Source organism: Variovorax sp. PMC12 (assembly GCF_003019815.1).
GTDB lineage: Bacteria > Pseudomonadota > Gammaproteobacteria > Burkholderiales > Burkholderiaceae_C > Variovorax.
The window spans coordinates 5,203,341-5,229,357 of sequence record NZ_CP027773.1; the positions used below are offsets into that span (position 1 = coordinate 5,203,341).

25 protein-coding genes and 2 pseudogenes are annotated in these 26,017 nt (G+C 67.7%); 8 read left to right on the top strand and 19 right to left on the bottom strand.

What is annotated here, in order from left to right:
• Entirely contained in the window at positions 1-540 is a 540-nt protein-coding gene (locus C4F17_RS32885; RefSeq protein ID WP_159053705.1) for a hypothetical protein, read from the top strand.
• Positions 541-700: 160 nt separating this feature from the next.
• Positions 701-1,012, top strand: coding sequence for a hypothetical protein (locus C4F17_RS32890; protein WP_159053706.1), 312 nt, complete (start codon positions 701-703; stop codon positions 1,010-1,012).
• 290 nt (positions 1,013-1,302) lie between these two features.
• Here C4F17_RS32890 and C4F17_RS24385 read toward each other — a convergent pair whose 3' ends face one another.
• The 15 genes and pseudogenes from C4F17_RS24385 to C4F17_RS24450 all read right to left on the bottom strand — a co-directional run bounded on the left by C4F17_RS24385 (position 1,303) and on the right by C4F17_RS24450 (position 17,943).
• On the bottom strand, positions 1,303-3,096 hold the full coding sequence (locus C4F17_RS24385; protein ID WP_234382348.1) for an ATP-binding protein: 1,794 nt from the start codon (positions 3,094-3,096) through the stop codon (positions 1,303-1,305).
• A 175-nt stretch (positions 3,097-3,271) separates the two neighbouring features.
• On the bottom strand, positions 3,272-3,562 hold the full coding sequence (locus tag C4F17_RS24390; RefSeq protein ID WP_234382350.1) for a hypothetical protein: 291 nt from the start codon (positions 3,560-3,562) through the stop codon (positions 3,272-3,274).
• Between the two features lie 311 nt (positions 3,563-3,873).
• Positions 3,874-4,353 carry a hypothetical protein gene (locus tag C4F17_RS24395; protein WP_106936977.1) on the bottom strand — a complete coding sequence of 160 codons (480 nt, stop codon included), beginning with the start codon at positions 4,351-4,353 and terminating at the stop codon, positions 3,874-3,876.
• Between the two features lie 164 nt (positions 4,354-4,517).
• On the bottom strand, positions 4,518-5,174 hold the full coding sequence (locus C4F17_RS32895; RefSeq protein WP_159053707.1) for an energy transducer TonB: 657 nt from the start codon (positions 5,172-5,174) through the stop codon (positions 4,518-4,520).
• Positions 5,171-5,605 carry an ExbD/TolR family protein gene (locus C4F17_RS24405; protein WP_106936979.1) on the bottom strand — a complete coding sequence of 145 codons (435 nt, stop codon included), beginning with the start codon at positions 5,603-5,605 and terminating at the stop codon, positions 5,171-5,173. The genes C4F17_RS32895 and C4F17_RS24405 overlap by 4 nt, the downstream gene beginning before the upstream one ends.
• Before the next feature lie 16 nt (positions 5,606-5,621).
• Positions 5,622-6,050: an ExbD/TolR family protein gene (locus tag C4F17_RS24410; RefSeq protein WP_081267865.1), complete on the bottom strand. Its 429-nt coding sequence runs from the start codon at positions 6,048-6,050 to the stop codon at positions 5,622-5,624.
• A gap of 37 nt (positions 6,051-6,087) precedes the next feature.
• Positions 6,088-6,933: a MotA/TolQ/ExbB proton channel family protein gene (locus C4F17_RS24415; protein WP_106936980.1), complete on the bottom strand. Its 846-nt coding sequence runs from the start codon at positions 6,931-6,933 to the stop codon at positions 6,088-6,090.
• Positions 6,934-6,977: 44 nt separating this feature from the next.
• Positions 6,978-8,162 (bottom strand): alanine racemase, encoded by a 1,185-nt coding sequence (locus tag C4F17_RS24420; RefSeq protein ID WP_199851889.1) that lies wholly within the window; start codon positions 8,160-8,162, stop codon positions 6,978-6,980.
• Complete coding sequence (locus C4F17_RS33485; RefSeq protein ID WP_325002793.1) at positions 8,159-9,052, bottom strand: alpha/beta hydrolase; 894 nt, start codon at positions 9,050-9,052, stop codon at positions 8,159-8,161. Before C4F17_RS33485 ends, C4F17_RS24420 begins: the two co-directional genes overlap by 4 nt.
• A 63-nt stretch (positions 9,053-9,115) precedes the next feature.
• Positions 9,116-10,555 (bottom strand): annotated as a pseudogene (locus C4F17_RS33490) (M81 family metallopeptidase); the annotation flags it as partial.
• The gene (locus C4F17_RS24430; RefSeq protein WP_106936983.1) at positions 10,552-12,246 is read right to left on the bottom strand and encodes a serine hydrolase domain-containing protein; all 1,695 of its coding nucleotides are present in this window, start codon (positions 12,244-12,246) and stop codon (positions 10,552-10,554) included. The gene C4F17_RS24430 and the pseudogene C4F17_RS33490, both read right to left, overlap by 4 nt.
• A gap of 48 nt (positions 12,247-12,294) precedes the next feature.
• A complete protein-coding gene (locus C4F17_RS24435; protein ID WP_106936984.1) occupies positions 12,295-13,728 on the bottom strand; it encodes an MFS transporter in 1,434 nt (477 codons plus the stop codon).
• 1 nt (position 13,729) lies between these two features.
• The gene (locus C4F17_RS24440) at positions 13,730-16,264 is read right to left on the bottom strand and encodes a TonB-dependent receptor domain-containing protein (protein WP_106936985.1); all 2,535 of its coding nucleotides are present in this window, start codon (positions 16,262-16,264) and stop codon (positions 13,730-13,732) included.
• A gap of 72 nt (positions 16,265-16,336) precedes the next feature.
• Positions 16,337-17,389: a FecR family protein gene (locus C4F17_RS24445; protein ID WP_106936986.1), complete on the bottom strand. Its 1,053-nt coding sequence runs from the start codon at positions 17,387-17,389 to the stop codon at positions 16,337-16,339.
• Positions 17,386-17,943: an RNA polymerase sigma factor gene (locus C4F17_RS24450; RefSeq protein ID WP_234382352.1), complete on the bottom strand. Its 558-nt coding sequence runs from the start codon at positions 17,941-17,943 to the stop codon at positions 17,386-17,388. Before C4F17_RS24450 ends, C4F17_RS24445 begins: the two co-directional genes overlap by 4 nt.
• Before the next feature lie 228 nt (positions 17,944-18,171).
• On the opposite strand from C4F17_RS24450, the gene C4F17_RS24455 reads away from it, so the two are divergent.
• The 3 genes and pseudogenes from C4F17_RS24455 to C4F17_RS24465 form a co-directional block, all read left to right on the top strand.
• On the top strand, positions 18,172-18,552 hold the full coding sequence (locus C4F17_RS24455; protein WP_159053708.1) for an STN domain-containing protein: 381 nt from the start codon (positions 18,172-18,174) through the stop codon (positions 18,550-18,552).
• Positions 18,553-18,657: 105 nt separating this feature from the next.
• Positions 18,658-19,167, top strand: coding sequence for a peptide-methionine (R)-S-oxide reductase MsrB (msrB, locus tag C4F17_RS24460; protein WP_106936988.1), 510 nt, complete (start codon positions 18,658-18,660; stop codon positions 19,165-19,167).
• Positions 19,168-19,210: 43 nt separating this feature from the next.
• Positions 19,211-20,092: pseudogene (locus C4F17_RS24465) on the top strand (cytochrome c biogenesis CcdA family protein); the annotation flags it as partial.
• On the opposite strand, the gene C4F17_RS33495 reads toward C4F17_RS24465, so the two are convergent.
• Together C4F17_RS33495 and C4F17_RS24475 are read right to left on the bottom strand one after the other, a co-directional pair.
• The gene (locus C4F17_RS33495; RefSeq protein ID WP_234382355.1) at positions 19,975-20,721 is read right to left on the bottom strand and encodes a hypothetical protein; all 747 of its coding nucleotides are present in this window, start codon (positions 20,719-20,721) and stop codon (positions 19,975-19,977) included. The pseudogene C4F17_RS24465 and the gene C4F17_RS33495 overlap by 118 nt on opposite strands.
• Before the next feature lie 22 nt (positions 20,722-20,743).
• Positions 20,744-22,084 carry an aminotransferase-like domain-containing protein gene (locus C4F17_RS24475; RefSeq protein ID WP_106936990.1) on the bottom strand — a complete coding sequence of 447 codons (1,341 nt, stop codon included), beginning with the start codon at positions 22,082-22,084 and terminating at the stop codon, positions 20,744-20,746.
• Positions 22,085-22,174: 90 nt separating this feature from the next.
• On the opposite strand from C4F17_RS24475, the gene C4F17_RS24480 reads away from it, so the two are divergent.
• Both C4F17_RS24480 and C4F17_RS24485 read left to right on the top strand, forming a co-directional pair.
• The gene (locus C4F17_RS24480; RefSeq protein ID WP_106936991.1) at positions 22,175-22,780 is read left to right on the top strand and encodes a DJ-1/PfpI family protein; all 606 of its coding nucleotides are present in this window, start codon (positions 22,175-22,177) and stop codon (positions 22,778-22,780) included.
• Positions 22,781-22,852: 72 nt separating this feature from the next.
• A complete protein-coding gene (locus tag C4F17_RS24485) occupies positions 22,853-23,212 on the top strand; it encodes a FlxA-like family protein (protein WP_106936992.1) in 360 nt (119 codons plus the stop codon).
• Between the two features lie 14 nt (positions 23,213-23,226).
• Here the strand turns inward: C4F17_RS24485 and C4F17_RS24490 are convergent, their stop codons facing one another.
• Entirely contained in the window at positions 23,227-23,784 is a 558-nt protein-coding gene (locus C4F17_RS24490; RefSeq protein ID WP_106936993.1) for a MarR family winged helix-turn-helix transcriptional regulator, read from the bottom strand.
• 195 nt (positions 23,785-23,979) lie between these two features.
• On the opposite strand from C4F17_RS24490, the gene C4F17_RS24495 reads away from it, so the two are divergent.
• Complete coding sequence (locus tag C4F17_RS24495; protein ID WP_106937690.1) at positions 23,980-24,960, top strand: tripartite tricarboxylate transporter substrate-binding protein; 981 nt, start codon at positions 23,980-23,982, stop codon at positions 24,958-24,960.
• 10 nt (positions 24,961-24,970) lie between these two features.
• On the opposite strand, the gene C4F17_RS24500 is transcribed toward C4F17_RS24495, so the two are convergent.
• Positions 24,971-25,921, bottom strand: a complete 951-nt coding sequence (locus C4F17_RS24500; protein WP_234382362.1) for an AraC family transcriptional regulator — start codon at positions 25,919-25,921, stop codon at positions 24,971-24,973.
• Positions 25,922-26,017 lie beyond the last annotated feature (96 nt).

Here is a 26,017-nt window from a genome sequence, read left to right on the forward strand (position 1 = left end):
ATGGAAGCCGTACTTGACAACTCGATCACGTCGCCTACTAGACAATTGGCCTCCACAGTGTCCTTAAGCGGATGGATGGCGCGGCCTTCATATGTGCAGCAGGTAAAGCAGGGAAGTATGGCTTCTACCTATGAGGGCGTTGTGGGGGATAAATTTATCCAGGAACTTGGACGCTTGGGTGAGGATTGGGATGGTTATGGTGCGGCATCGATCGACATATCCATCATATTGCGCGCCAGAGAAATCTATGCCTCGTTTGTAAGACAATTGCCTGCGCCAGATATTAGTCCAAATCCAAATGGAACGATCTCTTTTGAATGGACTAAGGATGGTGCCTCCGCACACTACGAGGTCGGTCGAAGCGGCTATAGTTTTTACTTAACGCCGAGAAATGGCGAGTCACAGTACGCTAAGAATGATCATTCCGCCGTCGATACGCAGTGGATTGCAGGAATGATCGCGGATCAAATTTTTTCGGGCATGTCGGTGGACTATAGCGTTGGCAATTTCCATTGGTGGGAAAGCAGTGTGCACATCTGAGGTTGAGTGCGATATACCCTCTGATATACCGGATGAAGAAAAAGTCGTTCGGGCAATAAAGACGCCTTACTACTTTCATAAAACTCGGAAAACTGAGCTAACGTCGCGCGCGCTTTACCCGCCGCCAGAGTCATCTGACGCTTCGGTGACTCGCCATTGCATGGGCAATGACTTTTGTGCAGACAAAAGTCGCAGCACGGTGAAAGAAGAGGATGCCAGCAGCTATTGTGGGATGCTGGTTTTTGCTGCTAGCGTGGCGCGGGAAACAGGCACGGATGTCTATGATTACCGCGCCGACTTTTGTGGTCATGCACATATCAATCACGGCGTGTCGATGCCACCTCGCGGCGAGACGATGGACCCAAAAGAGCGAGAGGCGCTCGATAAGAAGTGCAAGGCCATACTCGCTTCGGCGGTCTTCCATCAAGATGCTTACGGCGCCGGCCCAGGTTGGAACGGCGCCCCCTTGTAGTCCCGCCGCAGGAGTGGCAATTTTTGTGTGTCGACTCGACAAAGCTTTGGCCGAGGTCCTCTAAGCTTTCGTCCGTCCATGCTTTGCTACCAGCTGCAATGCCCGGGTAGCGTCGCGATGATCAAGGTATTGGCCGTGGTATCCGAGAGATAACTCGTTGAAAGTAAACAGTTTTCTGCTCTCACACTCTCCGCCAGAATCAATCTTTGGCAGTTTTTGAAAGTCCCGCGCAGCCTCTGCGAAGGGACTTTTTCATTGGCGGACTACTCCTCGCTGCAGCATCTCCGCGCCTACGCGGCTCCCAGCGCCGTATCAATGGCCTGCAACAACCTGTCCGCATTCACCGGCTTGAACAAGACCGGCACACCTGAATCGCGCACGCGCTGAAGGCGTTCCGGCGCGGTCTCGCCAGTGATAAGAAGCAGCGGCATCGGCTTGCCATTGCGCCGATGCAGGCGCAGGCCGGCTTCGAGCCCGCTGCCGCCGTCGGCCAGTCGGAAGTCACACAACAGCAGTTCGAACGGCCGCCCATCGGATTCGGCCTGAGCCAGAGCCATGGCCGCCGCGCGTTCGTCGACGACCGCCTGGACATCGAATGCGTGCGCGCGCAGCAAGGCGCTCATTGCGCTGCGGATTTCGGCTTCGTCGTCGATGAGCAGTACGCGCCGAGGCATAGCGCGTGATGGGGGCTGGGCCGGCGGCTGCCGCATCGACTCTTCCTGCTGACGCGTGGCCGGCACGTGGCTGATTGGCGTGCCGGCTGGCCGGCGCGTTGCAGACACATACACACGAAAGCGCGTGCCGCGACCGACCTGCGACTGCACTTCGACGGGATGATCCAGAAGCCGCGATAGCCGTTGCACGATGGATAGCCCGATGCCAAGGCCGCGTGCACGGTCGCGTTCCGAGTTGTTGATCTGATAGAACTCCTCGAAGATGCGTTCCAGTTGTTCGGGCGCCATACCGATGCCCGTGTCGCGCACTTCGATCCACACGCGCTCGCCTCGCGAACGCACGCGGACGACGACGCCGCCGCGCGGCGTGTATTTGAGCGCGTTGTCCACCAGGTTCGAGAGCATCCTTTGCAGCAGCAACTGGTCGCTGCGTACCCACACACCGCCAGCACGTACGCGCAATTGCAGACCTGCCTGCTCGGCGCGGGCCAGGAACACGTGATTGAGCGACACCAGGAGTGCGTCGAGCGCAATGGGCTGGATGTCCGGCGTGATGACGCCTGCGTCGAGACGCGAGACGTCGAGCATGGTGTCCAGCGAGTGGCCGAGCGCATTGACCGAGCGCATGAGCCGCTCCGCGTTCTGACTTTCGGGGTGGTCATGGAGCGCCTTCTGGAGCGCCGCCCCGAACAGCGCGATGGCGTGCAGGGGTTGGCGCAGATCGTGGCTGGCCGCGGCAAGGAAGCGCGTCTTCTCCGCGCTGGCGCGTTCGGTCGCCGCAATCTGCTCGCCAAGGCGGGTCGCGAGCGACTCGTTCTCGAAGCGCAGAATCAGCGCGTCGGTCAATTGCTTGTTCTGCAGGACGCCGCGGCGCAGGGCAAACAGCAGATACGCACTACCTACCGCAGCCAAGAACAGGTTGATTCCGTCGCTGTGCCAGAGCAACGCACCGATCAGCCCTCCCATCATCGGAATGCCATAGCCGAACAGCGAGGCTGTCATGGGCCACAAGGATTGCATGGCCAGGCCGCAGCCGACCATGATCAGTATGGCCATCAAGGCCGTGACTTGCGGGTTTTGCGTCGAAACGAAAAACCAGGGCACGGGTGCGGTGGCCACTCCGATCAGAGTCATCTGGAACGTGTGCCTGCGCGCCCAACGTGGACCATCGGCCAGCGGTACGCCGGCATCCCAGCGCGGCGACAACAGCACGTACAAATTCGCGCAGGCGAGCATCGTCACGAAAGGCAGCACCAACGGCAACTTCAAATAGAAGTACCCCATCGCTCCGCCGATGAAGGTAAAGCAAAGGTGGCCGCAAACGCCGGCCATTCGCGCTGCATAGACGGAAGAAAGATGCTCGCGCAGAACACGCAGGTCGTTGGGGGTGTCGATGGTGGGGTTGTTCAATGGGAGGCCGGCGGATCGTGCGACGTTGCACCGATTCTGCATGTGAGGCTTTTTGCGCGCATCCGCCTGGTGGACACTCTCCGCAAGTCACGGATGCTTTTTGCGTTTTGCGCTGCTCTCGTTCCTCCCGATCTCTTCCCGATCGCTCCCTGGGTCTATCTAGCGTCTAGCAGTCCTATCGCCCGCCAGGTGCAACCAGAGCAATCCGAAGCGTCTGCAGCGTAAGGTCCGCTGCTCTGATCCGCCGTTGCAATTCTTCGTTGACCACCCGCACAAGCGCACTGAGTTCAGTACGCGTCGTGCAGATTTCTTCCGTGTCATTCGAGTGCTGCGAGGCAATCAGCTTTTCGAGGCCTGTGTAAGCACTCTGTAGTTCGTGCAATGCGTCGACCTCATCGCACGCTTGCAGCGTGAGTGACTCAGCAGAAGTTTCAGAAAACGAGGGGACGCGAGCGGATGCAGCCATGTTTGGCTCCCTGGGTTCGGTTTGCTACAACCACCGCACCCAACGCCAATTGGAGGCGGCAGCTCGAACAGGTTGGCGTACCGGGAACCCGCTTGCGCGAACCGGCGAGCCTCGCGGCTCCCTGCTCGAGCCGCCAAAAACTGGAGGCACGAACGCGAAAGCCGCAGATCTCTGCGGAGAAGTCTGCGGCTTGCGTCGCAGCGGGTTACTCGGGACGCCAATCCCGATCACGCCTTTTTGTGGCGTGACGGGGCGGAGTATATCCACGCATCCCGCTGCAATGCGCAAACGCCGCGGCCCGCATCACATGCTCACAGCGGATCCAGCGACCCGTCGTCAATCTGCTGCGCCTGCTGCGAGCCATGCCGCGAACGCGCCCGCTGCACCAGCAGCCCGATAAGCAGCGCCGCCGCCGCAGAACCCGCCAGCGCCCCCGAACTGCCCAGCAACTGCGCAAGACTGTCCACAGTCTCGACGCTGACCTGCTGCGCGTGATGCACCAGCGCCACCATGTCGGCGGCGTGCACGTTCTGCAGGTCGTCGATGCGCACGTTCAGGTCCTGCCCCGCGCTGCGGAAGCGGATCTTCGCGAAGATGCCGTTGGCAATCGCCACCAGCGAGAGCACGCCCAGCGGGCGCAGCAGTGTCTCCACGAGGCGGCGGCGTTCGTCGGTGGGTGCGGACTCGTACACCTGCGCCACCAGCGCGGGGATCGCGTTTTCGTCGGACGTGGGTTCGGGGGATGGTGATGCGGCCGTGCGGCCTGTGGGTTGCGATGGATTGGAGGCCATGGCGTCGTCTTCCTTTGCGTGCCGGACCCTGCATGTTCTTCCCGCCGCCGAGCCGTTTTGATGAACGGACCGTAAAGCTGCGTTGAATTTACGAAACCGCTGGTGGCGCAAAGGTGTCGGCGGGCGAGAAGGATTAGCCCGGCATTAGCGCCGGGCCTTCTCGCTCATTCGATCCTGAAGACGAACTCCTGCGTTGCCACAACCTCGGCATCGCCCGTGGTCTGGCATTCGTAGCGCATCATCGCCGAGCGCACTGCCGACTGGTAGACCTTGGGCCCGGAGAGAAAGCGCACCTCCGTCACGTGCCCGCCCTTGATGCGCACCTCGGCCTTGACGACACCGCTGATGCCTTCGTCCAGCGCCTTGCGCGGCATCTCGGGCTTCACCTGCCTGGGGCATGCCACCGCGATGTCGGTGGACGCGGCTTGCGGCGGAGCGGGAGGCGCGGGCGGTGCCGGCGGCGCGGCGGGCGGTGGCGCCACCGGCTCGGTGCTCTGCACCGCGGTGATGGCGGGCGCGGTGCTCGGCGGTGGCGTTACCGCCGGCGGCGGCACGTAGGCCGGGCGCGGTGGCGGCGGTGCCTTCGGCGTTTCCTGCCGGATGATCTTCTTCGGTGGAGGCGGCGGGGGAGGGGGCGGCGGTGGCGGCACCTTCACTTCCGTGATGATGGTCGCGTCCATCGGCTTCTTGATCATCTCGATGGTCTTGCGCGCCAGGCCCGAAACCAGCGCGTAGCCCACCAGCACGTGGAACAGCACCATCACGCCGATGCCCACGGGCCCGAAGCGGGACTTGGGGTCGAAGTCGTTGGCGCGGCTCATGGCACGAACTGCTCCGAGCCCATGATGCCCAGCTTGGTCAGGCCCGACCGCTGGGCCGAGGCCATCACGCCGGCCACCACGTCGTAGCGGGCCTGCTTGTCGGGGCGCAGGTGCACTTCAGGCTGCACGGGTTGCGCCGCGAGTTGCTCGAAGCGCCGCTCCACCTCGGACAGCTCCGCCACGGCCTCGCCGTTCCACAGCACGGTGCTGCGCTCGTCGATGTCCACGCGCAGCACCTCGGGCTTGATGTCGCTGGGCGGCGGGTTGCCGTTGGGCATGTTCAGGTTCACCGCGTGCAGCTGTATGGGGATGGTGATGATGAGCATGATCAGCAGCACCAGCATCACGTCGATCAGCGGCGTGGTGTTGATGTCCATCATGGGCTCGTCGGTGGGGGTGCCGCTGCGGCGCCCCTGTTTTTCTTTTCGCATGGCTGTGTGTGTGTTCTCAGTTGCGCGCGGGCGGCTCGGTGATGAAGCCGACCTTGACGATGCCGGCCGACTGGCACGCGTAGATGATCTTTCCCACCGGCTCGTACACCGAGTGCCAGTCGCCGCGTATGTGCACCTCGGGCTGCGGGTTGAGGGCAGCCACTTTCTTCAGCCGCTCGGCCAGGCTGTTCACGTCGCGCACGGGCGTGTCGTACCAGTAGATGCGCCCGGCCGTGTCCACCGACAGCACGATGGTGTCGGGCTTGCTCTCGCGCACCTCGTTGCGCTGCTTCGGCACCTCCACCGGCACCGAGTAATTGACCACCGGGATGGTGATGAGGAAGATGATCAGCAGCACCAGCATCACGTCGACCAGCGGCGTGGTGTTGATGGCCGCGATGGCCTGTTCCTCGTCGCCGCCGCCGGATGGGATGTTCATCGCCATGGTGTGGCTCGCTTCGCGTGCGGTGGTGGCGCGGCGCTCAGGCGGTGGCCCGGCCCGACAGGATCACGGAGTGCAGCTCGCCGCTGAATTCGCGCACGTCGTCCATCACCGTGATGTTGCGGCGCAGGAGCCAGTTGTAGCCCAGCACCGCGGGCACGGCCACGGCCAGGCCGATGGCGGTCATGATGAGCGACTCGCCCACGGGGCCGGCCACCTTGTCGATCGACGCCTGCCCGGCAATGCCGATGGCGGTGAGCGCGTGGTAGATGCCCCAGACGGTGCCGAACAGGCCCACGAAAGGCGCGGTGGAGCCCACGGTGGCCAGCAGCGACATGCCGTTGCTCAGGCGCCGGTTCACGCGTTCGGTGGCGCGGTGGATGCACAGGTCGACGAAGTCGGCAAAGTCGACCTTGCCGCGCAGGCCGTCATGCTTGCGCGTGGCATGCACGCCCGCATCGGCGATGAAGCGGAAGGGGCTGCCCTCGGCGAGCTTGGCGGTGCCGGCCTGCACGCTGCCCTCGTTCCAGAACTCGTTGTCGACTTCCTTCGCCTGCCGGCCCATGCGCATCTGCTCGAGCAGCTTGGTGACGATGACGTACCAGCTGCCCATCGACATGATCGCGAGGATGGCCAGCACGGCCTTGGCCACCAGGTCGCTCTGCGCCCAGAGCGCGCCGATGCCGTAGGGGTTGTCGACCTTGGTGGCCGCTGCTGCCGGCACTGTGGCCGGTGCCGCGGGGGCAGCAGTGGCTGTGGGCGCAACGGCGGGTGCGGGTTCCGGCGCGGCCTGGGCGTTGGCGGCGTTCGGCGCGGCGGTCAGGCAGAGCGCCAGGGCGAGCGGAGCGGCCACGGCCATCAGCTTCGCGAAAAAGGTCTTCATCATCTTTGACTCCAAAAAACAAAACGGAGGGCGATGCGGGCGCGCGTTCAGGCCGCGCGCCAGCCGAGGGCCTTGCCCCACACGGCGTACACGCTCGCGCTGCTGCCGCGCACCACGTGGTAGCGGTCGTAGGGGGCGGCGGTCATGCAGGCGTGATGCGGAAGAATGCGCACGCGGCTGCCGATGGGCAGTGCCTCGAACATGGCCTGCAGGTCGTCGTCGCCATCGCCTTCGATGGCGATCAGGCCGTGCTCCTGGTGCAGCTCGGCCACGCGCAGGCCGGGCAGCGGCGTGGTGCCGTCCGCGCGGCACACCAGCCCGAAGCCCAGGCCGCCGCGGAACTCGGCTGCCGACTCGTCCTTCGACAGCGCGAGCGCGCCGGCGTCGATGAGCACGCGGCGCGAGCGCGGGTTGTGGCCGATCACCGTGGCCAGTACCGACAGCGCGATGTCCTCGATGCCGCAGATGCCGCGCGCGGCCTGGTCCAGGTCGAAGAAGGTGTAGACGCCGGGGCGCATTTCGGTGACGCCGTCCAGCCGCTCGGCGCACACCGCGGTCGGCGTGGCGCCCACGCTGACGACATCCACCGTGAAGCCGGCCGCGCGCAGGCACTCGGCGGCACGCACCGCGCCGGCGCGCTCGGCCTCGGCGATGGCGCGGATCGAGTCCAGCCCCTCGGCGTGGTAGCTGTGGCCGGCGTGGGTGAGCACGCCGGCCAGCGTCAGCGATTCACTGCGTTGCACTTCGGCCGCGATGGCGAGCAGCGTCTCTTCATCGTCGGGCGATACACCGCCGCGGCCGCCGCCGGTGTCGACCTCGATCAGCAGTCCGAAGCTCGCGCCCAGGGCGCGCGCACGCGCGGCCGCCGCCCGCACCGCTCCGACGCAGTCCGCGAGCAGGTTCACGCGGGCGCCGTGCATGCGCTGCACGCGATGCAGCGCATCGATCTTGCCGGCGCTGATGCCCACCGCGTAGGTCAGGTCCAGGAAGCCGTAGCGCGCGAAGTAGTCGGCCTCGGCCACGGTGGACACGGTGATGGCGCCGCTGTGCCCGCGTGTGGCCAGGCGCGCCACCTCGGCCGACTTGGAAGTCTTCAGGTGCGGGCGCAGCGCCACGCCGTGGCGCGCCGCGCGCTGCGCCATCGCATCGCAGTTGCGTTCGAGGACGGTGCTGTCGAGCAGCAGCGCCGGCGTGTTCAGCTCGGCAAGCGCCGTGTGCGAGAGCTGCGTCATCGGGCGCATCCGAGCTCCGCCATGACCCAGTCGACTTCTTCGGCAATGCGGTTCACGAAAGGCGGCAGCACCACCAGCGTCATGTGCTCGGCGCCTTCTATGCGATGCAGGCGGCTTCGCTTCGACAGCGCCGCATGCGCCTCCTGGTACTCGGGCCAACGCCGCTGCACTTCGGCGCCTTCCTCGGCACCCGGCGGCAGCTTCTGCATGACCGTGGCCGACAGCACCGACAGCGGCCGCGTGCCCAGGTCCGGCGACGCACCGGCCTGCCGCGCGACGTGCTGCAGGCCTTCATGTTCCTTCACCATCGTGTCGATGGTTTCGGGCGTGTAGTTCGCGGCCATCTGCCGCAGCACATGGGGCATGTCGGCAAAGATGGCCTGGACCGGCGCGAACTCCGGCGGAGGCAGCCCGCCGGCCTGGAACTCGGCGCGCTTCTTGCGCTCCGGCGCCAACGTTTCCGCCGGCAGGCCCTTGAAAACTTCGAACTGCTCCGGATGGCTGGCGTCGAGCATCACCACGCCGGCCACCTGCTCCGGATACAGGCCGGTGTAGATGCGGTTCAGCAGGCCGCCGAGCGAATGGCCGATCAGCACGATCGGGCCGGTCACGCCGGCCGCGGCCAGCAGCGCATGCAGATGCTGCGCGTTGCGCTTGCCGTCGAAGGGCGCGTCGTCTGCCTCGCTCCAGCCCATGCCGGCGCGGTCGTAGCTGATCACCGGGTACTTGGCCGACAGCGCTTGCTGCAGGCGTGCGTAGACAGGCGAGGCGCAGCCGCCGCCGGCTTCGAGCACCAGCGTGGGATGCGACGCACTGGCCGGCGCGGGGCCGCTGCGCTGCAGGTGCATCCGGCGGCCGTCGACGATGTACAGCTCGCCGGGCGCGGGCATGCCGCGCCCGTCCACCGACGACGGCAGTGCGCCGGCGGCACCGCGCTTCGGCTCTTCCACGCGCGGCCAGTAGTCGAGGTCGCGCACGCGGTACGGCAGGTTGGCGAAGTCGGTGCTCAGCGCGGCCGGTGTCGAAACGTACAGCACCGACTTGGCGATCGGCCCGAACTCCGCATGGAAGTGCTGCGCCGACTTCACCACCACCAGCTTCTTGGCCGCCAGGTCGATGCCCAGGCCAGTGAACAGGTCGGAGCCGATGACCTGGTTGCGCTTGCTGATGAGCACGATGTCCACGCCGTTCGCGGCCTGCACCCACACGCAGGGGCCCATGGGCGTGTGGTTGCCGGGCACGAGGCCGCGTTGCGAATGCGCTTCCCGCACGGCCTTGACGGTCACGTGCAGGTCGATCGGGTCGCCCGAGGCCGGGCCGCACTTGCCGCCCAGCCGCAGCTCGAAGCTGGCGCCGACGCCCGCGTCGCGGCACAGCTGTACCGCGCCCAGGTCCCAGACGCCGCCGAAGGCCACGTTGCCGATGCCGCGATCGAGCAGCGCGCGCAGCACGAAGGTGCTGTCGCTGGTGGCGCCGCCGCCGGCGTTGTCGGCCGTGTCGGCAATCACCACCGGGCCGCCTTGCGTGGCCATGGCCCGCTCCAGCGTCTCGTCGATGGAAAGCGAAGGCACGCCGGTCTGGTGGCGCAGCGCCCAGAACTCGCGGCCCAGTTCGTCGGCCAGCCTGGCGGCCAGCGCGGGGTCGTTGTCCGTCACCACCCACAGCTTGGCGCCGGACTCGGGCACGTCGGCCCAGGGGAAGCCATGGCCCAGCGATACCGACAGCACCCCCGGCAGCTTCTCGCAGGCTTCCATGCGGCGCACGAAGCCGGCCATGGGTTCGCGCGTGGTGTGCCACTTGCCCACCATGCGGCAGTCGTGCACGGCGGTGACCGGCTGCACGCGGCCCTGCGCGGTGTCCACCACGATGCGGACCAGCTCCTGCAGGCGGTCGAGCGCGTCGGTGTGCGGATACTCCTTGTAGCAGATGATCACGTCCGACTCGGTCAGCATCTGCTGCGTGAAGTGGCAGTGCAGGTCGAGCGACACGCCGATGGTCACCTTCGGGCCGACGATGGCGCGCACCCGCGAGATCAGGTCGCCTTCGCAGTCGTCGTAGCCGTCGGCCACCATGGCGCCGTGCAGCACCAGGATCACGCCGTCCACCGGGCCGGCCTTGCGCAGGTCGTCCAGGATCTCGTCGCGCAGGCTTTCGTACACGGGGCGCACGGTGCGCCCCAGCGGCTGCGCGAAGGCCAGCAGGCTCTCGACCAGCTCATGGCCTTCGGCCGCCAGCTGCTTGCGCACTTCCACCGCGAACATGCCGTAGCCGGATGCGTCGCGCGTGCTGGAGTCGCCGTGGAAGATGCCGTATTCCTCGAAGCTGCCCAGCCCGGTGGGGGCGGAGACGAAGGTGTTGGTTTCGGTGGCGAAGAGGGTGGTGAAGAACTTCATGCGCGTGGCTCCTGGCGTGCGAGTTGGATGTTGCGGGTGCGCAGGGTGCTCAGCCGCAGTCCCGTGACCCGGCCCTCCTTGCGCTCCACGGTGAGGACCGATTTGCCCATTTGGCCCAGCACCGGGTCGGTCGAGACGAGCGTCATCACGTCGGCCGACAGCGGCGTCAGCGCGCAGGCGTGCTGGCCGTGGCTGCCGTGCACCGTGAGCAGCAGCCGGCCGCCCGCGAGCGCCACCTGCGCGGTGGCGTCCAGGTCGGCGCTGGTGTAGTCGCCGCACAGCTGTTCGGCCAGCGTGGCGAGGTCGGGCGCGGCCGCTGCAATGCGCTCGAAGCGGCGCGGCTGGCCGCCTTCGTGCAGCACCAGCGTGTCGGGCGCGCGTTGCGGATCGATGTCGCTGGCGTCGAGCACGAGGTCGTTGAGCGGCAGGTCCTGCAGGCCCAGCCACAGCTTGCCTTCGCCCTGGTGCATCGGCCTTGCATCGCCGGCCTGCCATGACATGCACAGCCTGCCCGAGACATCGGAAAAGTCCATCACGCTGCCGGTGGACGGCTCGTGGTAGTTCTGGCCGACGAGCGCGGGGAAGGCGCTGGCCTGCGGACGCACTTCAGGCGGCTGCAGCGCGTCGCCCAGCAGCAGCTCCACCACCTTGAGGGCCAGCGGCGACGGGGCCACCGGGGCGCCGTTCACCATGACGATGATGTCCAGCCCGTGGCTGGGCACGCTGAGCATCTGCGACTGGGCGCCGAGCACCGCGCCCGCGTGGTGGACGATCTCGACCCCGCGGTAGGGATGGCGCGCCAGCCCGAAGCCGTAGCTCACCTTCGAGCCCGACGACAGCGTGGTGGGTTCCGACAGCATGGCCCAGCTCTGCGGGCTGCCCACGATCTTCTCGCTGCTGCGCATGTGCGCGAGCCAGCGCAGCATGTCGTCCACCGTCGACACCAGCGAGCCGCCGCCGTCGAGCTCGCACGGGTACAGGCCGCGTTGCCATCCGCCGCGCGGCGACGCGATGTAGAGGCCGGCCAGGCCGGGAACCACGTCGAGATCGGTCGCGACCGATGCGGTGTCGGGCATGCCCAGTGGCCCGAAGAGGCGCGCTTTCAGGAAGTCGCCGTAGCTCTGTCCGCTCACGCGCTCGATGATCTTCGCCAGCAGGAAGTAGCCGCCGTTGCTGTAGACCATCTGCGTGCCGGGCTCGAAGTTCAGCTCGCTCTGGCGGACCATCGCGGGCAGCCCCGGGCCGGGCTGCGTGAACGTGAGGCCGTGCGCCATGGCCCACAGCTCGTCGTGGGCGCGCCAGCCGCCCGTGTGGGTCATCAGGTGGCGCAGCGTGGGGCCGTTGGCGCTCAGCCGCGGCATCTCGGGCAGGTGCTTGTGCACCGCGTCGTCGATGTCGAGCAGGCCGTCTTCCGCCAGCAGCAGGATGGCCATTGCCGTGAAGTGCTTGCTGGTGGAGGCGATGCGCATGCGCGTGGCCGGCGTGTTGGCCACGCCCATTTCCAGGCTGGCCATGCCGACGGCGCGGCGGTACAGCAGGCGGCCGTTGCGCGCGATGCCGATCACCATGCCGGGCGCGTCGCTGCGGCTGAAAGGCGCCACCAGTGCGTCGATGGCGGCCAGCGCTGCGGCCTCCGCGGCGGCTGGCGAAGATGGGGTGTCAGGTAATGAAGGCGAGGGTTGTTGTGGCATGGAAGGACGACGAAAGAGGGAGGGAAGAAATAAGAAAGCCGGGCAGGCTCAGGTGGGCCGCGCCGCACGCATCAGGCGCACGAACGGGCCTTCGGTGGCGCGCAGCACCATGGCGCCCATGACGCCGCCGATCAAGGTCGTGGCGACGATGGCCACCGCCAGCCCGTTGGGCACCGACTTGAGGGCGTCCGACAACATGCCGACCACCAGCGGCCCCACCACGCCGAACGGCAGGCCGGCCACGGAGAGCAGCGCGATGGTGCGGGCGCGCAGGTGCGGCGGCGCCGCGTCCTGCAGCACGTTGGGCAGCAGCACCGCGCCGCTGATGAGCGGCACGACCAGCAGCGCCAGCAGCGTGAAGGCGTCGGTCGCCGAGCGCGTGAACAGCAGCAGCGACGACAGCAGCGCGGCCGTGAGATTGCCCAGCATGATGATGCGCAGCGCGGCCGCCGGCCCCATGCGGGGCTGCACGTAGCGCATCGCCGCCACGCCCAGCAGGCCGCCGATCACCGTGCCGCACAGAAAGGCGATGCCCATGCCTTGCCCCATCTGCGCCGGCGTGACGCCGTACTGACGCGCCGCCATGACCGGCAGCCAGGTGCCGATGGAGCTCATGCCGATGCTCGCCAGGCCCGCGCCGATCACCAGGCCCGCGAAAGTGCGCCAGTGCTGGCGCAGGTGGTCGCGGAAGCTGATGGTGCTGACGGCATCGTCAACATCATCGGCAGCGGCTTGAATGGCGGCGGGTGCGGCTGCGGGCATTGCGCCAGCCGCTGGAGAAACGGGCTGCGCGCCCCCGCGCCGGGTGCGGCGGATCGACAACACCAGCAGCGTCACCGGGATGCCGGCGGAGGCCATCACGAAGAAGGTCAGCCGCCATGCCTCCAGCTGCTGCATCGATGCGGGCAGCCAGTGCCGCAGGTCGTCCGTCAGGTGCACCACGGTGCCGCCCAGCAGGGCGCCCAAGGCGCTGCCGAAGATGGCCGACAGCGCGAACACCGCGTTGGCCAGCACCCGCTGCGCGCGCGGGAACAGGTCGGGGATCATGCTGTTGGTGATGGGCCCGAGGCCCGCTTCGCCCACGCCCAGGCCGATGGAGGCGATGAACAGCACGCCGTAGTCCATGGCGGTGCCGCGCATGGCCGTGGCGGCGCTCCACAGCAGCACGCAGGCGGCCAGCACCACGCGCCTGTCGTAGCGGTCGCTGAGCCAGCCCAGGGGCAGCGTGGCGATGCCGGTGAACAGCACGATGCCCGCGCCCTGCAGCAGGCCCAGTTGCGTGTCGGAGAGCGACAGCGCAATGCGCATCGGCTCCGTCAGCAGCGTGAGGATGACCTTGTCGATCGAGCCCAGCACGGTCGCGATGACCAGCACCGCCAGCGCGTACCAGGCGCTGGCCGGTGCTTTTCGAGCCGTTCCGGGCGCGGCGGCGCTCGCCGCATCCGGCGGCAACGCGGCCGCCAGCGGATTGATGCTCGACATCTCAGAAGGGAACGTTGACGGCCAGGCCGACGGTGCGTGAAGGCGCCAGTGCCGCCTGCACCAGGTTCGGGTTCGCCGCCAGGCCGGTGTCGATCGACAGGAAGCCGCGCTTGTTCGTCAGGTTGCGCACATAGGCCGAGAGGCTGAAGCGCTGGAAGTCGATGCCCGCCTGCAGGTCGACCAGCGTGTAGGCCGGCATCTTGATGCTCGGAATGGTCGAGCTGCCGGCGTAGCCCGCGTCGCGCTTGCCGGTGTAGCGTGCGCTGACGCCGAAGTAGGCGGGGTGCTCGGCAATGCTGAAGTTGCGCGTCACGCCCAGCGTGGTCGCGAAGCGCGGTGTCTGGGGCAGGCGGGTGCCCGCCTTGGCGTCCAGGCCCTTGGCGTCTTCGGTGAGGCGTGCGTCGATGAGCGCGGCGTTGGCGGTGAAGCGCCATTCCTTGCTGGGCTTCCAGGCGAGCGTGAGCTCGCCGCCCTTGACGCGTGCGCCGCCGGCGTTGGTGACGAACACGAAGCCGCCGCTCCTGGTGGGCTGCTGCACGTCGCGCCATTCGATGTCGTAGAGCGCGGCTTCCAGCGACAGCTTGCGGTCCAGCAGGTCGGCCTTGTAGCCGAGCTCGTAGCTCCACAGCGAGTCCGACTTGTACATCGGCTGCACGATCCTGCGGTCGGTGTCAGCCTTCAGCACATTCGGGCCGCCGGGGCGGTAGCCGCTGGCTGCACGGAAGTAGACGTTGCTGGTCTCCGACAGCGTGTACTTGGCCGCGGCGAGGTAGGTGGTGGGGCTTTCCGACGAAGTGCCGCTGGCGTTGGCGTCGACCGGCCCGACCAGCGTGCCGGACTGCCTGCTCGCATAGCGCTGGTTGTTGCGCGCCAGCCGCATGCCGCCGGTGAACGACAGCGCGGGCGTCGCGTTCCAGGTGACGTCGCCATAGAAGGCCTCCTCGCGGTAGCGCGAAGACTGCGTCGACGCGAGGAAGGTCTTGCTGCCCAGCCCGCCGTTGAGGTTCGCGCTGAGGGTGCCGTCGTTGGCGCCGCGTTCGCGGTTCAGGTAGATGCCGGCGAGCCACTCGATGGTGGTCCCCGAGCGCGAGGTCAGGCGGAACTCCTGGCTCACGCGGTGCTGCTCCACGGCGCTGGCCAGCGGCGCCGAGGCGGCCGACAGGCGCAGCGCGGCGAGCGCCGGCGCATAGAGGGCGGTGAGGTCGACGGAGTTGGTGATCTTCACGTCCTGCGCGGAGGTGATCGAGTTCAGGCGCGCCCAGCCGAAGTCGTACTCCACGTCCAGGCCGAACAGCTGCGTCTTGTTGGTGTAGGGCTCGCGGGACGACAGCTGGCGCGTGCGGTCGAGGCCCCACGGGCGAAGGGTGCGCCTGTCGATGTCCTCGAAGCCCAGGCCCTGGCGCTTCACGTCCTGCACGGTGCCCGTCAGGCGCACCGTGAGTTCCCTGGTGGGCGTCAGCAGCACCGAGACCCGGCCGCCGTCGGTATGGCCGCGGTCTATGTTGCGGCCCCGTGCCGGGCCGGACGCGTCATAGCTGCCGCCGAGCTGGTCGGTGAAGGCGGCGAAGCGCACGGCCGCCACGTCTTCCTTCAGCGGCACGTTGAGCACCGCACCGGTCGTGAAGCCCGGGCCGCCGCCCTGCGTCCACGAGGTGCCGAATTTCACCGAGCCCGCGAACTCCATCGTGTCGGGCTGGTTGGTCACGTACTTGAGCACGCCGCTCATGGCGCCGGCGCCGTACAGCGTGCCCTGCGGGCCGCGCAGCACCTCGATGTGGTTCAGGTCGAGCATGCCCATGTCCAGCGGCGTGAAGCCGGCGAGCGCGCCGGACGAGCTCAGCCCCGTGGCCACGTCGTCCACATACACGCCGACAGTGGCAATGCCCTGCACCGGGCCGGTGGTCAGCCCGCGCATTGTCAGGATGCCGCCCACGCTGCCGCTGCTCGTCATGTTCACGCCCGGCTGCTCGGCCACGTAATCGGCGAGGTTCTTGGCGCCGGCGCGCTCCAGCGTCTCGGCCTTCATCACGTTGACCTGCATCGGCACTTCGCGCACCGGCTCGCGGCGGCGCGTGGCCGTGACGGTGACGCTGTCGAGCGACTGGGGCTCGTCGGTGGTCGGCTTCGCCACGACGGGCGCGGCGGTGTAGATCACGATCGCGCCGTCGTCGCCACGGCGCGTGAGCAGCGGCGTGCCTTCGAGAATGCGCGACAGCGCTTCCTGCGGTGGCAGCGCGCCCTTCACGCCGCGCGTGACCATGCCCTTCACGTCGTCGACCTTGTAGAGCAGCTGCACGCCGCCCTGCGCGATGTAGGCGTCGAGCGCCGCCTTCAGGTCGCCGGCACCCACGTCGAAGACCTGCTGCGCCTGGACCTGCGGCTGTGCCTGCGCCATCGCGGGCAGCCCTGTCATCAGTGCGCACGTGCCGCCGATGACCCAGTGGCGGATCGCCGCCGGAAGGCCCGCCGGCCTGTTTTTTTTCTGCTGCTTCTTCTTCTTGGAGGGCAGGCTTGCGGCTTGCTCGATTCGGGTCATGGGTGTCGGTCTCCAGTGTGGCTTTGTTCGGTATTCACTGAGACGAATGCCCGGTCACATTCCGGTAATAAGCTAGTTTGAAATTCTTGTTTCGTTGCCGCTTTCCTGCACCGAAAGACCGAAGCCCTGCTTCAGCAGTGCCACGAAGCCGCCCATGTTGTTGGCATCGAAGCTGCCGCCGATGCGGATGCGCGCGAGCGCGGGATCGGCGATCACCAGCTTGCGCGTGTTGTAGCGGTTGAACTGCGCGGCCGCGTCGCCCAGCGAGGTCTGGTCGAACACCAGCTTGCCCTTGCGCCAGCTCAGTTCGTCATCGATCTGCTTCGGCGCCTTCGAGATCACCAGCACGTTGTTCGCGCTGGCAACGGCCGCCTGGTTGCGCACGAGCACGGTGGGCTCGCCGCTCTTCGCGCTCTTGTCGGTGCCGCGGTCGCTGCTGGCCGATGCGATCTGCACGCGGCCTTCCTCGACCACCACGTTCACCTGCTCGCCGTCGCGCCGCACCACGAAGCGCGTGCCCAGCACGGTGATGCGGCGGTCGCCGGCGATCACCACGAAGGGGTGCGCCTTGTCGTGCGCGATGTCGAAGTAGGCCTCGCCGTCTTCGAGCCACACCTTGCGTCCGTTGGCATTCACGACAGTGCGCAGGTGGGTGGCGGTGTTCAGCGTGAGCACCGAGCCGTCGGGCAGCGAGACCGACTGGCGTGCGCCCACGGCGGTGGCGTAGTGCTCGCTGCGCCAGTCCTGCGTGTACTTCCAGCCCAGCCAGCTGCAGCCGGCGGCCGCGATCAGCATGCTGGCCGCGATGCGCTGGGTTGAAAAGCGCGGCAGTTGAAAGGCGCGGTGCCCACGAGCGCCGGGGCGCGCAGGCGCGGGTGCCGGCAGCGGGATGGGAATGACCCCGGGCGCCGCCGCCGCGGCCGCGGGTGCCGCTGGCGTGCGCAGGGCGCCGAGCCGGTCGGCACGCTCCCAGACGCTGGACAGGCGCAGCCACGCGATGCGGTGCGCGACGGACTCGGCAATCCAGGCGTCGAGCTGCTGCTGGTCGGTGTCGGTCCAGCTGCCGCTGTCGCGGCGCGCCAGCCAGTCGGCGGCTGCGGATTCGATGCGTTCGGCTTCAGTCATGGTGAGAGCTTCTTTTCGTTCTGTGCCCGGCCGAAAGCCTTGGTGTCGAGCTGCACGCCGCTGGAGAGCATGGCGTCCGCCAGCGCGCGCACGCCGCGCGACACCTGCCGCTCGACCGTGTCCTCGGTGATGCCGAGCAAGATGGCGACGTCGCGCTGCGGCAGGCCGTCGATCTTGCGCAGCTCCACCACGCGGCGGCACTTGGGCGGCAGGGCGTCGAGCGCCGTCTGCAGCAGCCGCAGCTCGCCGCGGCCCGCGGCATGGCGCTCGGGCGTGAGCTCGTCGGCCGAGAAATCGAGCGCGTCGAGGTCGGCAATGATTTCGATCGACACGATCTGCGCACGCCGCGCGCGGTCGATCAACAGGTTGCGGGCCGTGGCGAAGACAAAGGGCTTCACCAGCTCGGGCACGGCTTTGGCGGCGGATTCGTAGATGCGCACATAGACATCCTGGCGCAGGTCGGGTACTTCGGCTTCGTCGCGCCAGTTGCGGCGAAGGAAACGCGTGAGCGCCGCCTCCATCGGCAGCACTTCGCTGACGAACCAGTTGTCCAAGTCACTGAGAACCAAAAAAGCGCTCCTGGAAAAATGGCCGGATGGGGATACGGCGCGTCGCCGGGAATGGCGACACACACTGAGACGAACGGCCAGAAGATTTCCGGTAACGCGCGATGCGGCGCGAATTCTAGGAGCACTGAAATGGGGCGCGGCGTTACCGGAAAGCGCGCGCGCGCTCGTCTCATGGGAGTACGAGAAAAAACAGCTCGCTGGAAATACAAAGACATGAATCGAATCGGGAGGCAGAACCCCATCCTTCGCGCCGCAATGGCCAGGCGGCACCTCGCCGTCGGCCTGGGATGCGCACTGATCGGGGGCCTCGCATGGGCCAACGCGCGGGACTTCGACGTCGGCGGCGGCGAACTGCGGCCCGCGCTGGACGTCTACATCGCGCAGTCGGGCGTGCAGCTGATCTACAAGATGGAAGACGTGAAGGGCCTGTCGACGCGCGGCGTCAAGGGCAGGATCGCGCCCGACGCGGCGCTGGAACGCCTGCTGGACGGCACGCGGCTGCGCATACGGCGGGGGCAGGACGGGGCGATGGTGCTGATCGCGCCGGCCCCCACCGCGGCTGCGGCGGCCGGCACCGCCGAAAAGAAACAGTGACGGCGTAACTTTCGCGCGGGAGCGACCGAACTACGCTGCATGGGGCGCGGATGCGCATACATGCCGATGCCGCGTATTCAAGGGTCACCACTCCAAGGATCTGCCATGAACCACCACGGACGCCGTTTCGTTCTCAAGGCCGGCTCATCGACGCTCGGCCTGGCGCTTTTCAATGGCCTTGGCTGGAGCGCCGGCCTGGCGCATGCCGCCGAGCCCGGAAAGTTCGCGATCACCCGCACCGATGCCGAGTGGCGCAAGCTCCTCACGCCCAACCAGTACGCCGTGCTGCGCCAGGAAGGCACGGAGCGGCCCTACTCGAGCCCGCTGAACGACGAGCACCGCGAAGGCCGCTTCGCCTGCGCGGGCTGCTCGCTCGAGGCTTTCTCGTCGAAGACAAAGTTCGACAGCAGGACCGGCTGGCCCAGCTTCTGGCAGCCGCTGCCCGATGCCGTCGGCCAGAAGGTCGACACCTCCGCCGGCATGACGCGCACCGAGGTGCACTGCAGCCGCTGCGGCGGCCACCTGGGCCATGTGTTCGACGACGGACCCAAGCCGACCGGCCTGCGCTACTGCATGAACGGCGTGGCCATGAAGTTCAACCCGGGCGCTGCGTGATCGCTTGATCGCTCATCGCTTGCTCGCCTGAACGGCCCGCCCCATGCTTCTGTTCGCCGTCGCCTATCTCGGCGGGGTGCTGACCATCCTCAGCCCCTGCATTCTTCCGGTGCTTCCCTTCGTGTTCGCGCGCGGCGACCAGCCTTTTCTCAAGGGCGGCCTGCCGCTGCTGCTCGGCATGGCGCTCACCTTCGCCGGCGTGGCGTCGCTGGCTGCGGTGGGCGGTGGCTGGGCGGTGGAGGCCAACCAGTACGGGCGGATGGCAGCGATCGTGCTGATGGCGCTGTTCGGCGTCACGCTTCTTTTCCCGCAACTGGCGCAGCGGCTCGCTCGGCCGCTGGTGAACTGGGGCGAGCGGCTGTCGGCAACGGCCGGCGGCAACGGCAGCGCGGGGCGAGGCGGGCGCTCGTCCTTCGTCGCATCGGTACTGCTGGGCGTGGCCACGGGGCTGCTGTGGGCGCCTTGCGCCGGGCCGATCCTCGGCCTGGTGCTGACCGGCGCGGCACTGGGCGGTGCGAGCGCGAAGACCTCGCTGCTCCTGCTGGCCTATGCGGCAGGCGCGGCGACTTCACTGGCGTGCGCGCTGCTGGTCGGCGGGCGCCTGTTCAGGGCCATGAAGAAATCGCTGGGCGCGGGCGAATGGATCCGCCGCGGCATCGGCGCGGCGCTGCTGTGCGGCGTGGCGGCCATCGCCCTGGGGCTGGACACAGGCGTGCTCGCGCAACTGTCGGTGTCGGGCACCTCGTCGGTGGAGCAGAGGCTGATCGACAAGGTGCGCCCGAAGAAGCCCGGCCCGCCGATCGGGACTCAGCCGGTGCCCACCAGCCACAGGCCTGACGACGGGCAGAGCGCCGCCGGCGCGCCGTTCACCAAGACCTGTTCTTCGTCGAGCCGCGAGGCAGCCGAAGGATCGACGTCGAAGGCGATCTGAAGCGCCTTGCCCACCAGCGCGTCTTCGATCGGCAGCTCCCACGTCAGGAACACCAGCGTGCAATCGCGTTCGGGCGCGAAGTCGGCCGCGTCGAAACCGGTGCTGCCGCCGCGCGGAATCACGGCATGCGGCTGGCCGGTGTCGAAGACCACCACCGTGCCGCGCATCAGCGGAATTCGAATGTCCGCACAGGGAAAGTGCAGGTCGAGACCCTTGTCTTCGCTCATGAAGAGATTGCAGAAGGCCGCGCCGCCGTATTGCGCGCCGTCGTGGTGATACCGCGCGCCGCGGCAAGCCATGAGCGCGACGTCGCTCGCGGCGAGCACGCCGGGCAGTCCGAGTGCCTCCGTCCAGTCCGTCGCGGCCTGCACGCATTGCCGGTAGTCCGGCCAGCGCGTGCGTGCGCGCGCCAGCGGCAACTGCTCGACGTCGCCGGGCTCCAGCGCAAGCTGCGTGGAGATCTCGCGCTCCCAGTCCGCGGTCAGGCGCGTGGGAGGCTTGGGCACGTCGAGCGTGCCCGTCAGCACCAGGTCGCTCACGCTGCGGCTGCGCATGGCGTCGCCGCTGCGGTAGCAGGCAGTCAGGCGATCTCGTGCGCTGCGTGGTGGCGGGGCGGGGGACATCGGGGCAGTGTAGTGACGCCGGCTACTCGCCAATCACCCGCCGCACGGTCAGCAGCGCACTGCGCAAGCTCGGCAGCCCGACGGAGCCCAGCGCCAGCCGCAGCGCATGCGGCACGTGCTTCGACGTGGCGAAGGGCTCGGCCGTCGATACCGAGATGCCTTCGCGCATCAGCGCCGCCGAAACGTGGTCGGCGCGCGTTTCCTCGGGCAAGGGCAGCCACACGAAGTACGACGACGGATGGCGCACGAAGCGCATGCCCGCGAGCGTTTCGTCGACGATGGCCTGGCGCACCGCGGCGTCGTGCCGCTTTTCGGATTCGAGCCGCTCGACGGTGCCGTCTTCCAGCCATGCGCAGGCAATGGCCGTTGTCACGCCGGGCGTGCACCAGGTCGTGGCCCGGATGGCGCGTTCGATCTTCGGCACCCAGGCCTGCGGCGCCACGACGAAGCCCACGCGCAGCCCGGTCGCCACGTTCTTCGACAGGCCCGAGACGTACACGGTCGATTCGGGCAGCAACGTGGCCAGCGGTGGCGGCGGCATGTCTTGCGGATCGTCGGCCAGGAAGGCGTAGGCCGCGTCCTCGATGACGAGCAGGCCGTGCCTGCGGGCGATGCTTGCCAGCCGGCGCCGGCGGCTCGTGCTCATCACCCAGCCCAGCGGGTTGTGCAGCGTCGGCATCGCATAGATGGCACGCACGCGGCGGCGCGCGCACAGGCGCTCCAGCGCGTCGAGGTCGGGGCCTGCGCCCGATGCCGGGATGGGGGCCAGCTCCAGCCGGTGCGCCTCGGCCAGCACCTTGAAGCCGGGATAGGTGAGGGCATCGACCGCCACCACGTCGCCGGGCTGCAGCAGCGCCATGGCCGTGACCGCGAGGCCGTGCTGCGCGCCGTCGACCAGCAGCACGCGCGACGGGTCGAGCGCGTCGAGCCCGCGTGACGCGAGATGCCGCGCGACACAGGCGCGCTCGTGCATGCGGCCGCCGTGCGGCGCGTAGCGCAGCATCGCGTCGAGCTCGCCGCCGGCGGCCAGCTGCCGCAGCGCGCCGCGCAGCAGTTCGGCCTGCCCGGGCAGCGAGGGGTAGTTGAAGTTCAGGTCGACCTGGCCCGCCGCCACGGCCTGCTGGTCGATGCCCTTGTCGCGGGGAATGGTCGCTTCGCGCACGAAGGTGCCGCGGCCGACCTCGCCGCTGACCAGGCCCATGGCTTCGAGTTCGGCGTAGACGCGCGACGCTGTCACCAGCGCGAGGCCGTGGCGCTCGGCCAGGCGCCTGTGCGTGGGCAGGCGGGTGCCGGGCTTCAACCGGCCCGCGCGGATCTCGGCGGCGAGTTCATCGACCAGTTGCTTGTAGCGGGCTTCGGCCATCGGTGCGATGTATGCATGACAATTTTTTGATTGTATTGATCGTCTTGCCTAAGATGGACGGACCCGCTTTCCCGCACACACAAGAACGCCATGCACATCGCCATCCTCACCTTCGACGGCTTCAATGAACTCGACTCGCTCATCGCGCTGGGCGTGCTCAACCGAATCAGGAAGCCCGGCTGGCGCGTGACGCTCTGCTGCCCGACGCCGGAGGTCACGTCGATGAACGGCGTCGCCGTGCGCGCGCAGTCGCTGCTCGAGGAGGCGCGCTCGGCGCAGGCGGTGGTGGTCGGCAGCGGCGTGCGCACGCGCGAGGTGGTCGAGAACGCGGAGCTGATGGAGCGCCTGGCGCTGGACCCGGGCCGCCAGCTCATCGCGGCGCAGTGCTCGGGCACCCTGATCCTTGCCAAGCTGGGCCTGCTGGGCAGCGTGCCGGCCTGTACCGACCTGACCACCAAGCCATGGGTGCAGGCGGCCGGCGTCGAAGTGCTGAACCAGCCCTTCTTTGCCAGCGGCAATGTCGCGACGGCGGGCGGCTGCTTCGCGTCGCCCTACCTGGCCGCGTGGATCATCGCGCGCGCCGAGGGGCGGGAGGCCGCCGAGGCGGCGCTGCACTACGTGGCGCCGGTGGGCGAGAAAGAGGCCTACGTGGCCAATGCCTTCAGGTACATCGCGCCGTATCTGCCGCAAAAATGACGACGCGGGCCTTCATTTTTTCGGCACGCTGCCGATAAGCCTCTGGTCGACACACAAAGGACGGAGGAAAACATGGTTGCAGCCATTGGAGCGACGACTCCCGCGAGCGGCGGTGGGAATGACGTGAACGCCCAGATCGCAAGGATCCAGCGGCAGATCACCGACACGCAGAAGAAGATCGCGGAAACGCAGGGCGAATTGATCGAGGCGCCCACTGACGAAGCGCGCAAGGCGATCCAGATGCAGCTCCAGTCGATGGCCGCGCAGGTCCTCATGCTGCAGCAGCAGATCAACATGCTGCGGACCTCGCAGGTCCAGAAGGAGGCGCTGGAATCGGTCTCCAACGCGGTGGACGGCGCCAAGAAGAGCGGCGGCATCCGCACCAATGCCGAAGGCGTTCCCATCGGCGGCACGGTGGACGTGCAGGCCTGAGCCCGCCGCTGCCTTCAGCTGCCGCCGCCGGCCTCCCGCTCGGGCCAGCGGTGGCGCGTGCCGCCCGAGCGCCGGTCGGCCTTTTCCATGACCACGCCCTGCGCGCTCAGTTCATTGCCGCGCTGCTCCAGGTGCCGCAGGCACTGGAGAAAGATCTCCAGGTGCGCGGGCGTGATGCCCTCGAGCAGTTCGGTGTTGAGCCCCGCGATGCGCGGGAACAGCTTGCCGTACAGCTGCTCGCCAGAGGCGCTCAGGCGTACGTGAACCTCGCGCCGGTCCTCGGCATCCTGCCTGCGCACCACCAGCTTCTTCTCGACGAGGCTGCGCAGCCCGCGCGAGGTACGCACCCGGTCCAGGTGCAGGTGCGCGGCCAGCGCGGACGATGTCATCTCGCCGCGCTGCGCGAGCGTGCCGATCATTCCCCACTCGCGCCGCGTGATGCCGAAGCCGCCCTCGACCATGCGGGTCGCCATGCCGCTGCTGGTGCGCATGGCGCGCGACAACCTGTAGAGCAGCAGGTCGTCCAGGGATCGCGGCTCGCGCAACGAACCCGCGTCGGGAAACACTTGCATACGGATGGGTTAAGGGTACTGGGCGTTGTGTGGTCCACCGGCCTCGAAAGCAGGTGATGGATTAGATCAACTGTTTGTTACCTGCGTATAAACCGCTCACAAATTTTCACAAACAGCGATCAGGAACGGCAGGCGATTTTCGCCACGACGGCATCGCGCATGACCGCTCACAACCACCGCTCTCAGGAAACCCCCATGGTTGCATTCTTTTCCAGGCGCAGGCTCTTGGCGTGGGGCCTCGGGCTCGCCGCCTGCATTTCCGGTGCCCAGGTCCAGGCGCAGCAGGCGCTGGACGGCCCCTTGACCCTGGTGGTCGGCTACGCGGCCGGCGGCACCACGGACCGCATCGCGCGCCTGGTTGCGGAGCGGCTGGGCGCCAAGCTCGGCGTGGCCGTGACGGTCGAGAACAAGCCGGGCGAGGGCGGACGGCTCGCGGCCAAGGAAGTGCGGCGCACGCCAGCGGGGCAGAACGTGCTGATGCTCGGCAACCCCGCCGTGATGGTGGTCGCGCCGCTGGTCATCAAGGACGTGGGCTACGACCCCGACAAGGACTTCGTGCCGGTGTCGCAAGTCAGCAGCTACGACTTCGCGCTGGCCGTGGGCCAGAAGCTGCAGCTCGACCGCGCCATGTTCCTGGTGGGCCGGCTCTGGGCGCATCCGGAAGAGGCCGTGTTCGGCGTGCCCGCGACCGGCAGCCTGCCTCACTTCTTCGGCCTGATGGTGGGCGACGCGCTGAGCGTGCAGCCGCAGATCAAGGGCTACGGCGGATCGGCGCCGTTGTCGGCCGACCTGATCGGCGGCACGCTGCCGATCGCCATCGACACGCTGGATTCGCTCTACGCGCAGCACCTGGCCGGCAAGATCCGCATCCTGGCGGTGTCGGGCAAGAAGCGCGCGAGCTTTGCGCCCGCGATCCCGACCTTCCGCGAGGCCGGCATGAAGATCGACGCCGACGGCTGGAACACCTTCTTCGCGCCCAGCACCATGTCACCGGCCAAGGTGCAGCTGGTGGCCGGCGCCATCCGCGAAGCGATGCGCGATCCGGGGCTGCAGAAGGCGGCCGAGGCGGCCTACATCACGCCGGTGGTGAGCTCGACCGCGGAAACCGCGCAGATGCTCAAGGCCTACAGGCAGCAGTGGGAGCCGGTGGTGCGCCGCTCGGGCTTCTCGCCCTGAGGGCGGGCTGTCAGTGCGAAGCGACGTAGACAGATGAGGGCAACGGGTCGGGCAGCGCGAACGCCTTGCGCATGCGCTCCGCTTCTTCGGCGGGGCCGCGTCCGAACATGCGCTTGAATTCGCGGCTGAACTGCGACGCGCTCTCGTAGCCGACTTGCGAACCGGCCACGGCTGCAGTCACCTCGCTGCGGGCCATGATCAGCCGTGCCTGATGCAGCCGCGTCGACTTGAGGTACTGCATGGGCGAAGTGGCCGTGACCGTCTTGAAGTGCGCATGGAACGACTGCGGGCTCATGCCGGCCTCGCCGGCCAGTTGACCGATGTCGAGCGCTTCCGCAAAAGAGGCGTGGATCTTCCGGATGGCTTTCGCGATCTTGCCGAACTGTCCTTGCCGCGTGAGCGCATTGCGCATCGAGGCGCCCTGCTCGCCGGTGAGCACGCGAAAGTAGATCTCGCGCACCAGCGCCGGACCGAGCACCACTGCTTCCAAAGGGACGCGCATGACTTCGAGAAAGCGCAGCACCGACTGAGCGAGCATGGCGTCCATCGGCGTGGACATCAGGCCCCGGGGTGCGGCCTGCGCCGCCAGCCCCTGTTCGTCGAGTTGGAGCATGAGTTCGGCGGCCACGCTGAAGTCGAGCCGGAAATAGATGGCCAGCAAAGGTTCTTCGGCGGTGGCGTCCGTTTCCATCGAGAACGGCACCGGCACCGACACTGCCAGGTAATGCTGTGCGTCGTACAGATACACCTCGTCGCCGAGAAAGCCGCGCTTGCGGCCCTGGCAGACGATCACGATGCCAGGGTCATACAGCACCGGCGCGCGGCTCAAGGGGCGGTTCGAGCGCAGGAAGCGCACATCGGGCAGGGCGGTGAGGTTGTAGCCTTCCGTCGGCGCGAGGGAGCCGAGCAGTTCGACCATGCGTGCCTGCATGGCCAATGGCGGGAGCGGAGGCACGGTCATCGTGGGTGGGGGCGGGGTGTTCGATGCGGCCAATTTGCCAGATCGGGCCGCCTCTTTCCAGCGGGCTGGAGTTTCAGGCAAGCAACTCAGCGAGAC

What these genes read in the sequence shown, in the direction of transcription:
- C4F17_RS32885 (WP_159053705.1), top strand. Translation starts at nt 1, where the DNA reads ATGGAAGCCGTACTTGACAACTCGATCACGTCGCCTACTAGACAATTG.
- C4F17_RS32890 (WP_159053706.1), top strand. Translation starts at nt 701, where the DNA reads ATGGGCAATGACTTTTGTGCAGACAAAAGTCGCAGCACGGTGAAAGAA.
- C4F17_RS24390 (WP_234382350.1), bottom strand. Translation starts at nt 3,562, where the DNA reads ATGGCTGCATCCGCTCGCGTCCCCTCGTTTTCTGAAACTTCTGCTGAG.
- C4F17_RS24395 (WP_106936977.1), bottom strand. Translation starts at nt 4,353, where the DNA reads ATGGCCTCCAATCCATCGCAACCCACAGGCCGCACGGCCGCATCACCA.
- C4F17_RS32895 (WP_159053707.1), bottom strand. Translation starts at nt 5,174, where the DNA reads ATGAGCCGCGCCAACGACTTCGACCCCAAGTCCCGCTTCGGGCCCGTG.
- C4F17_RS24405 (WP_106936979.1), bottom strand. Translation starts at nt 5,605, where the DNA reads ATGCGAAAAGAAAAACAGGGGCGCCGCAGCGGCACCCCCACCGACGAG.
- C4F17_RS24410 (WP_081267865.1), bottom strand. Translation starts at nt 6,050, where the DNA reads ATGGCGATGAACATCCCATCCGGCGGCGGCGACGAGGAACAGGCCATC.
- C4F17_RS24415 (WP_106936980.1), bottom strand. Translation starts at nt 6,933, where the DNA reads ATGATGAAGACCTTTTTCGCGAAGCTGATGGCCGTGGCCGCTCCGCTC.
- C4F17_RS24420 (WP_199851889.1), bottom strand. Translation starts at nt 8,162, where the DNA reads ATGACGCAGCTCTCGCACACGGCGCTTGCCGAGCTGAACACGCCGGCG.
- C4F17_RS33485 (WP_325002793.1), bottom strand. Translation starts at nt 9,052, where the DNA reads ATGCCCGCGCCCGGCGAGCTGTACATCGTCGACGGCCGCCGGATGCAC.
- C4F17_RS24430 (WP_106936983.1), bottom strand. Translation starts at nt 12,246, where the DNA reads ATGCCACAACAACCCTCGCCTTCATTACCTGACACCCCATCTTCGCCA.
- C4F17_RS24435 (WP_106936984.1), bottom strand. Translation starts at nt 13,728, where the DNA reads ATGTCGAGCATCAATCCGCTGGCGGCCGCGTTGCCGCCGGATGCGGCG.
- C4F17_RS24440 (WP_106936985.1), bottom strand. Translation starts at nt 16,264, where the DNA reads ATGACCCGAATCGAGCAAGCCGCAAGCCTGCCCTCCAAGAAGAAGAAG.
- C4F17_RS24445 (WP_106936986.1), bottom strand. Translation starts at nt 17,389, where the DNA reads ATGACTGAAGCCGAACGCATCGAATCCGCAGCCGCCGACTGGCTGGCG.
- C4F17_RS24455 (WP_159053708.1), top strand. Translation starts at nt 18,172, where the DNA reads ATGAATCGAATCGGGAGGCAGAACCCCATCCTTCGCGCCGCAATGGCC.
- msrB (WP_106936988.1), top strand. Translation starts at nt 18,658, where the DNA reads ATGAACCACCACGGACGCCGTTTCGTTCTCAAGGCCGGCTCATCGACG.
- C4F17_RS33495 (WP_234382355.1), bottom strand. Translation starts at nt 20,721, where the DNA reads ATGTCCCCCGCCCCGCCACCACGCAGCGCACGAGATCGCCTGACTGCC.
- C4F17_RS24475 (WP_106936990.1), bottom strand. Translation starts at nt 22,084, where the DNA reads ATGGCCGAAGCCCGCTACAAGCAACTGGTCGATGAACTCGCCGCCGAG.
- C4F17_RS24480 (WP_106936991.1), top strand. Translation starts at nt 22,175, where the DNA reads ATGCACATCGCCATCCTCACCTTCGACGGCTTCAATGAACTCGACTCG.
- C4F17_RS24485 (WP_106936992.1), top strand. Translation starts at nt 22,853, where the DNA reads ATGGTTGCAGCCATTGGAGCGACGACTCCCGCGAGCGGCGGTGGGAAT.
- C4F17_RS24490 (WP_106936993.1), bottom strand. Translation starts at nt 23,784, where the DNA reads ATGCAAGTGTTTCCCGACGCGGGTTCGTTGCGCGAGCCGCGATCCCTG.
- C4F17_RS24495 (WP_106937690.1), top strand. Translation starts at nt 23,980, where the DNA reads ATGGTTGCATTCTTTTCCAGGCGCAGGCTCTTGGCGTGGGGCCTCGGG.
- C4F17_RS24500 (WP_234382362.1), bottom strand. Translation starts at nt 25,921, where the DNA reads ATGACCGTGCCTCCGCTCCCGCCATTGGCCATGCAGGCACGCATGGTC.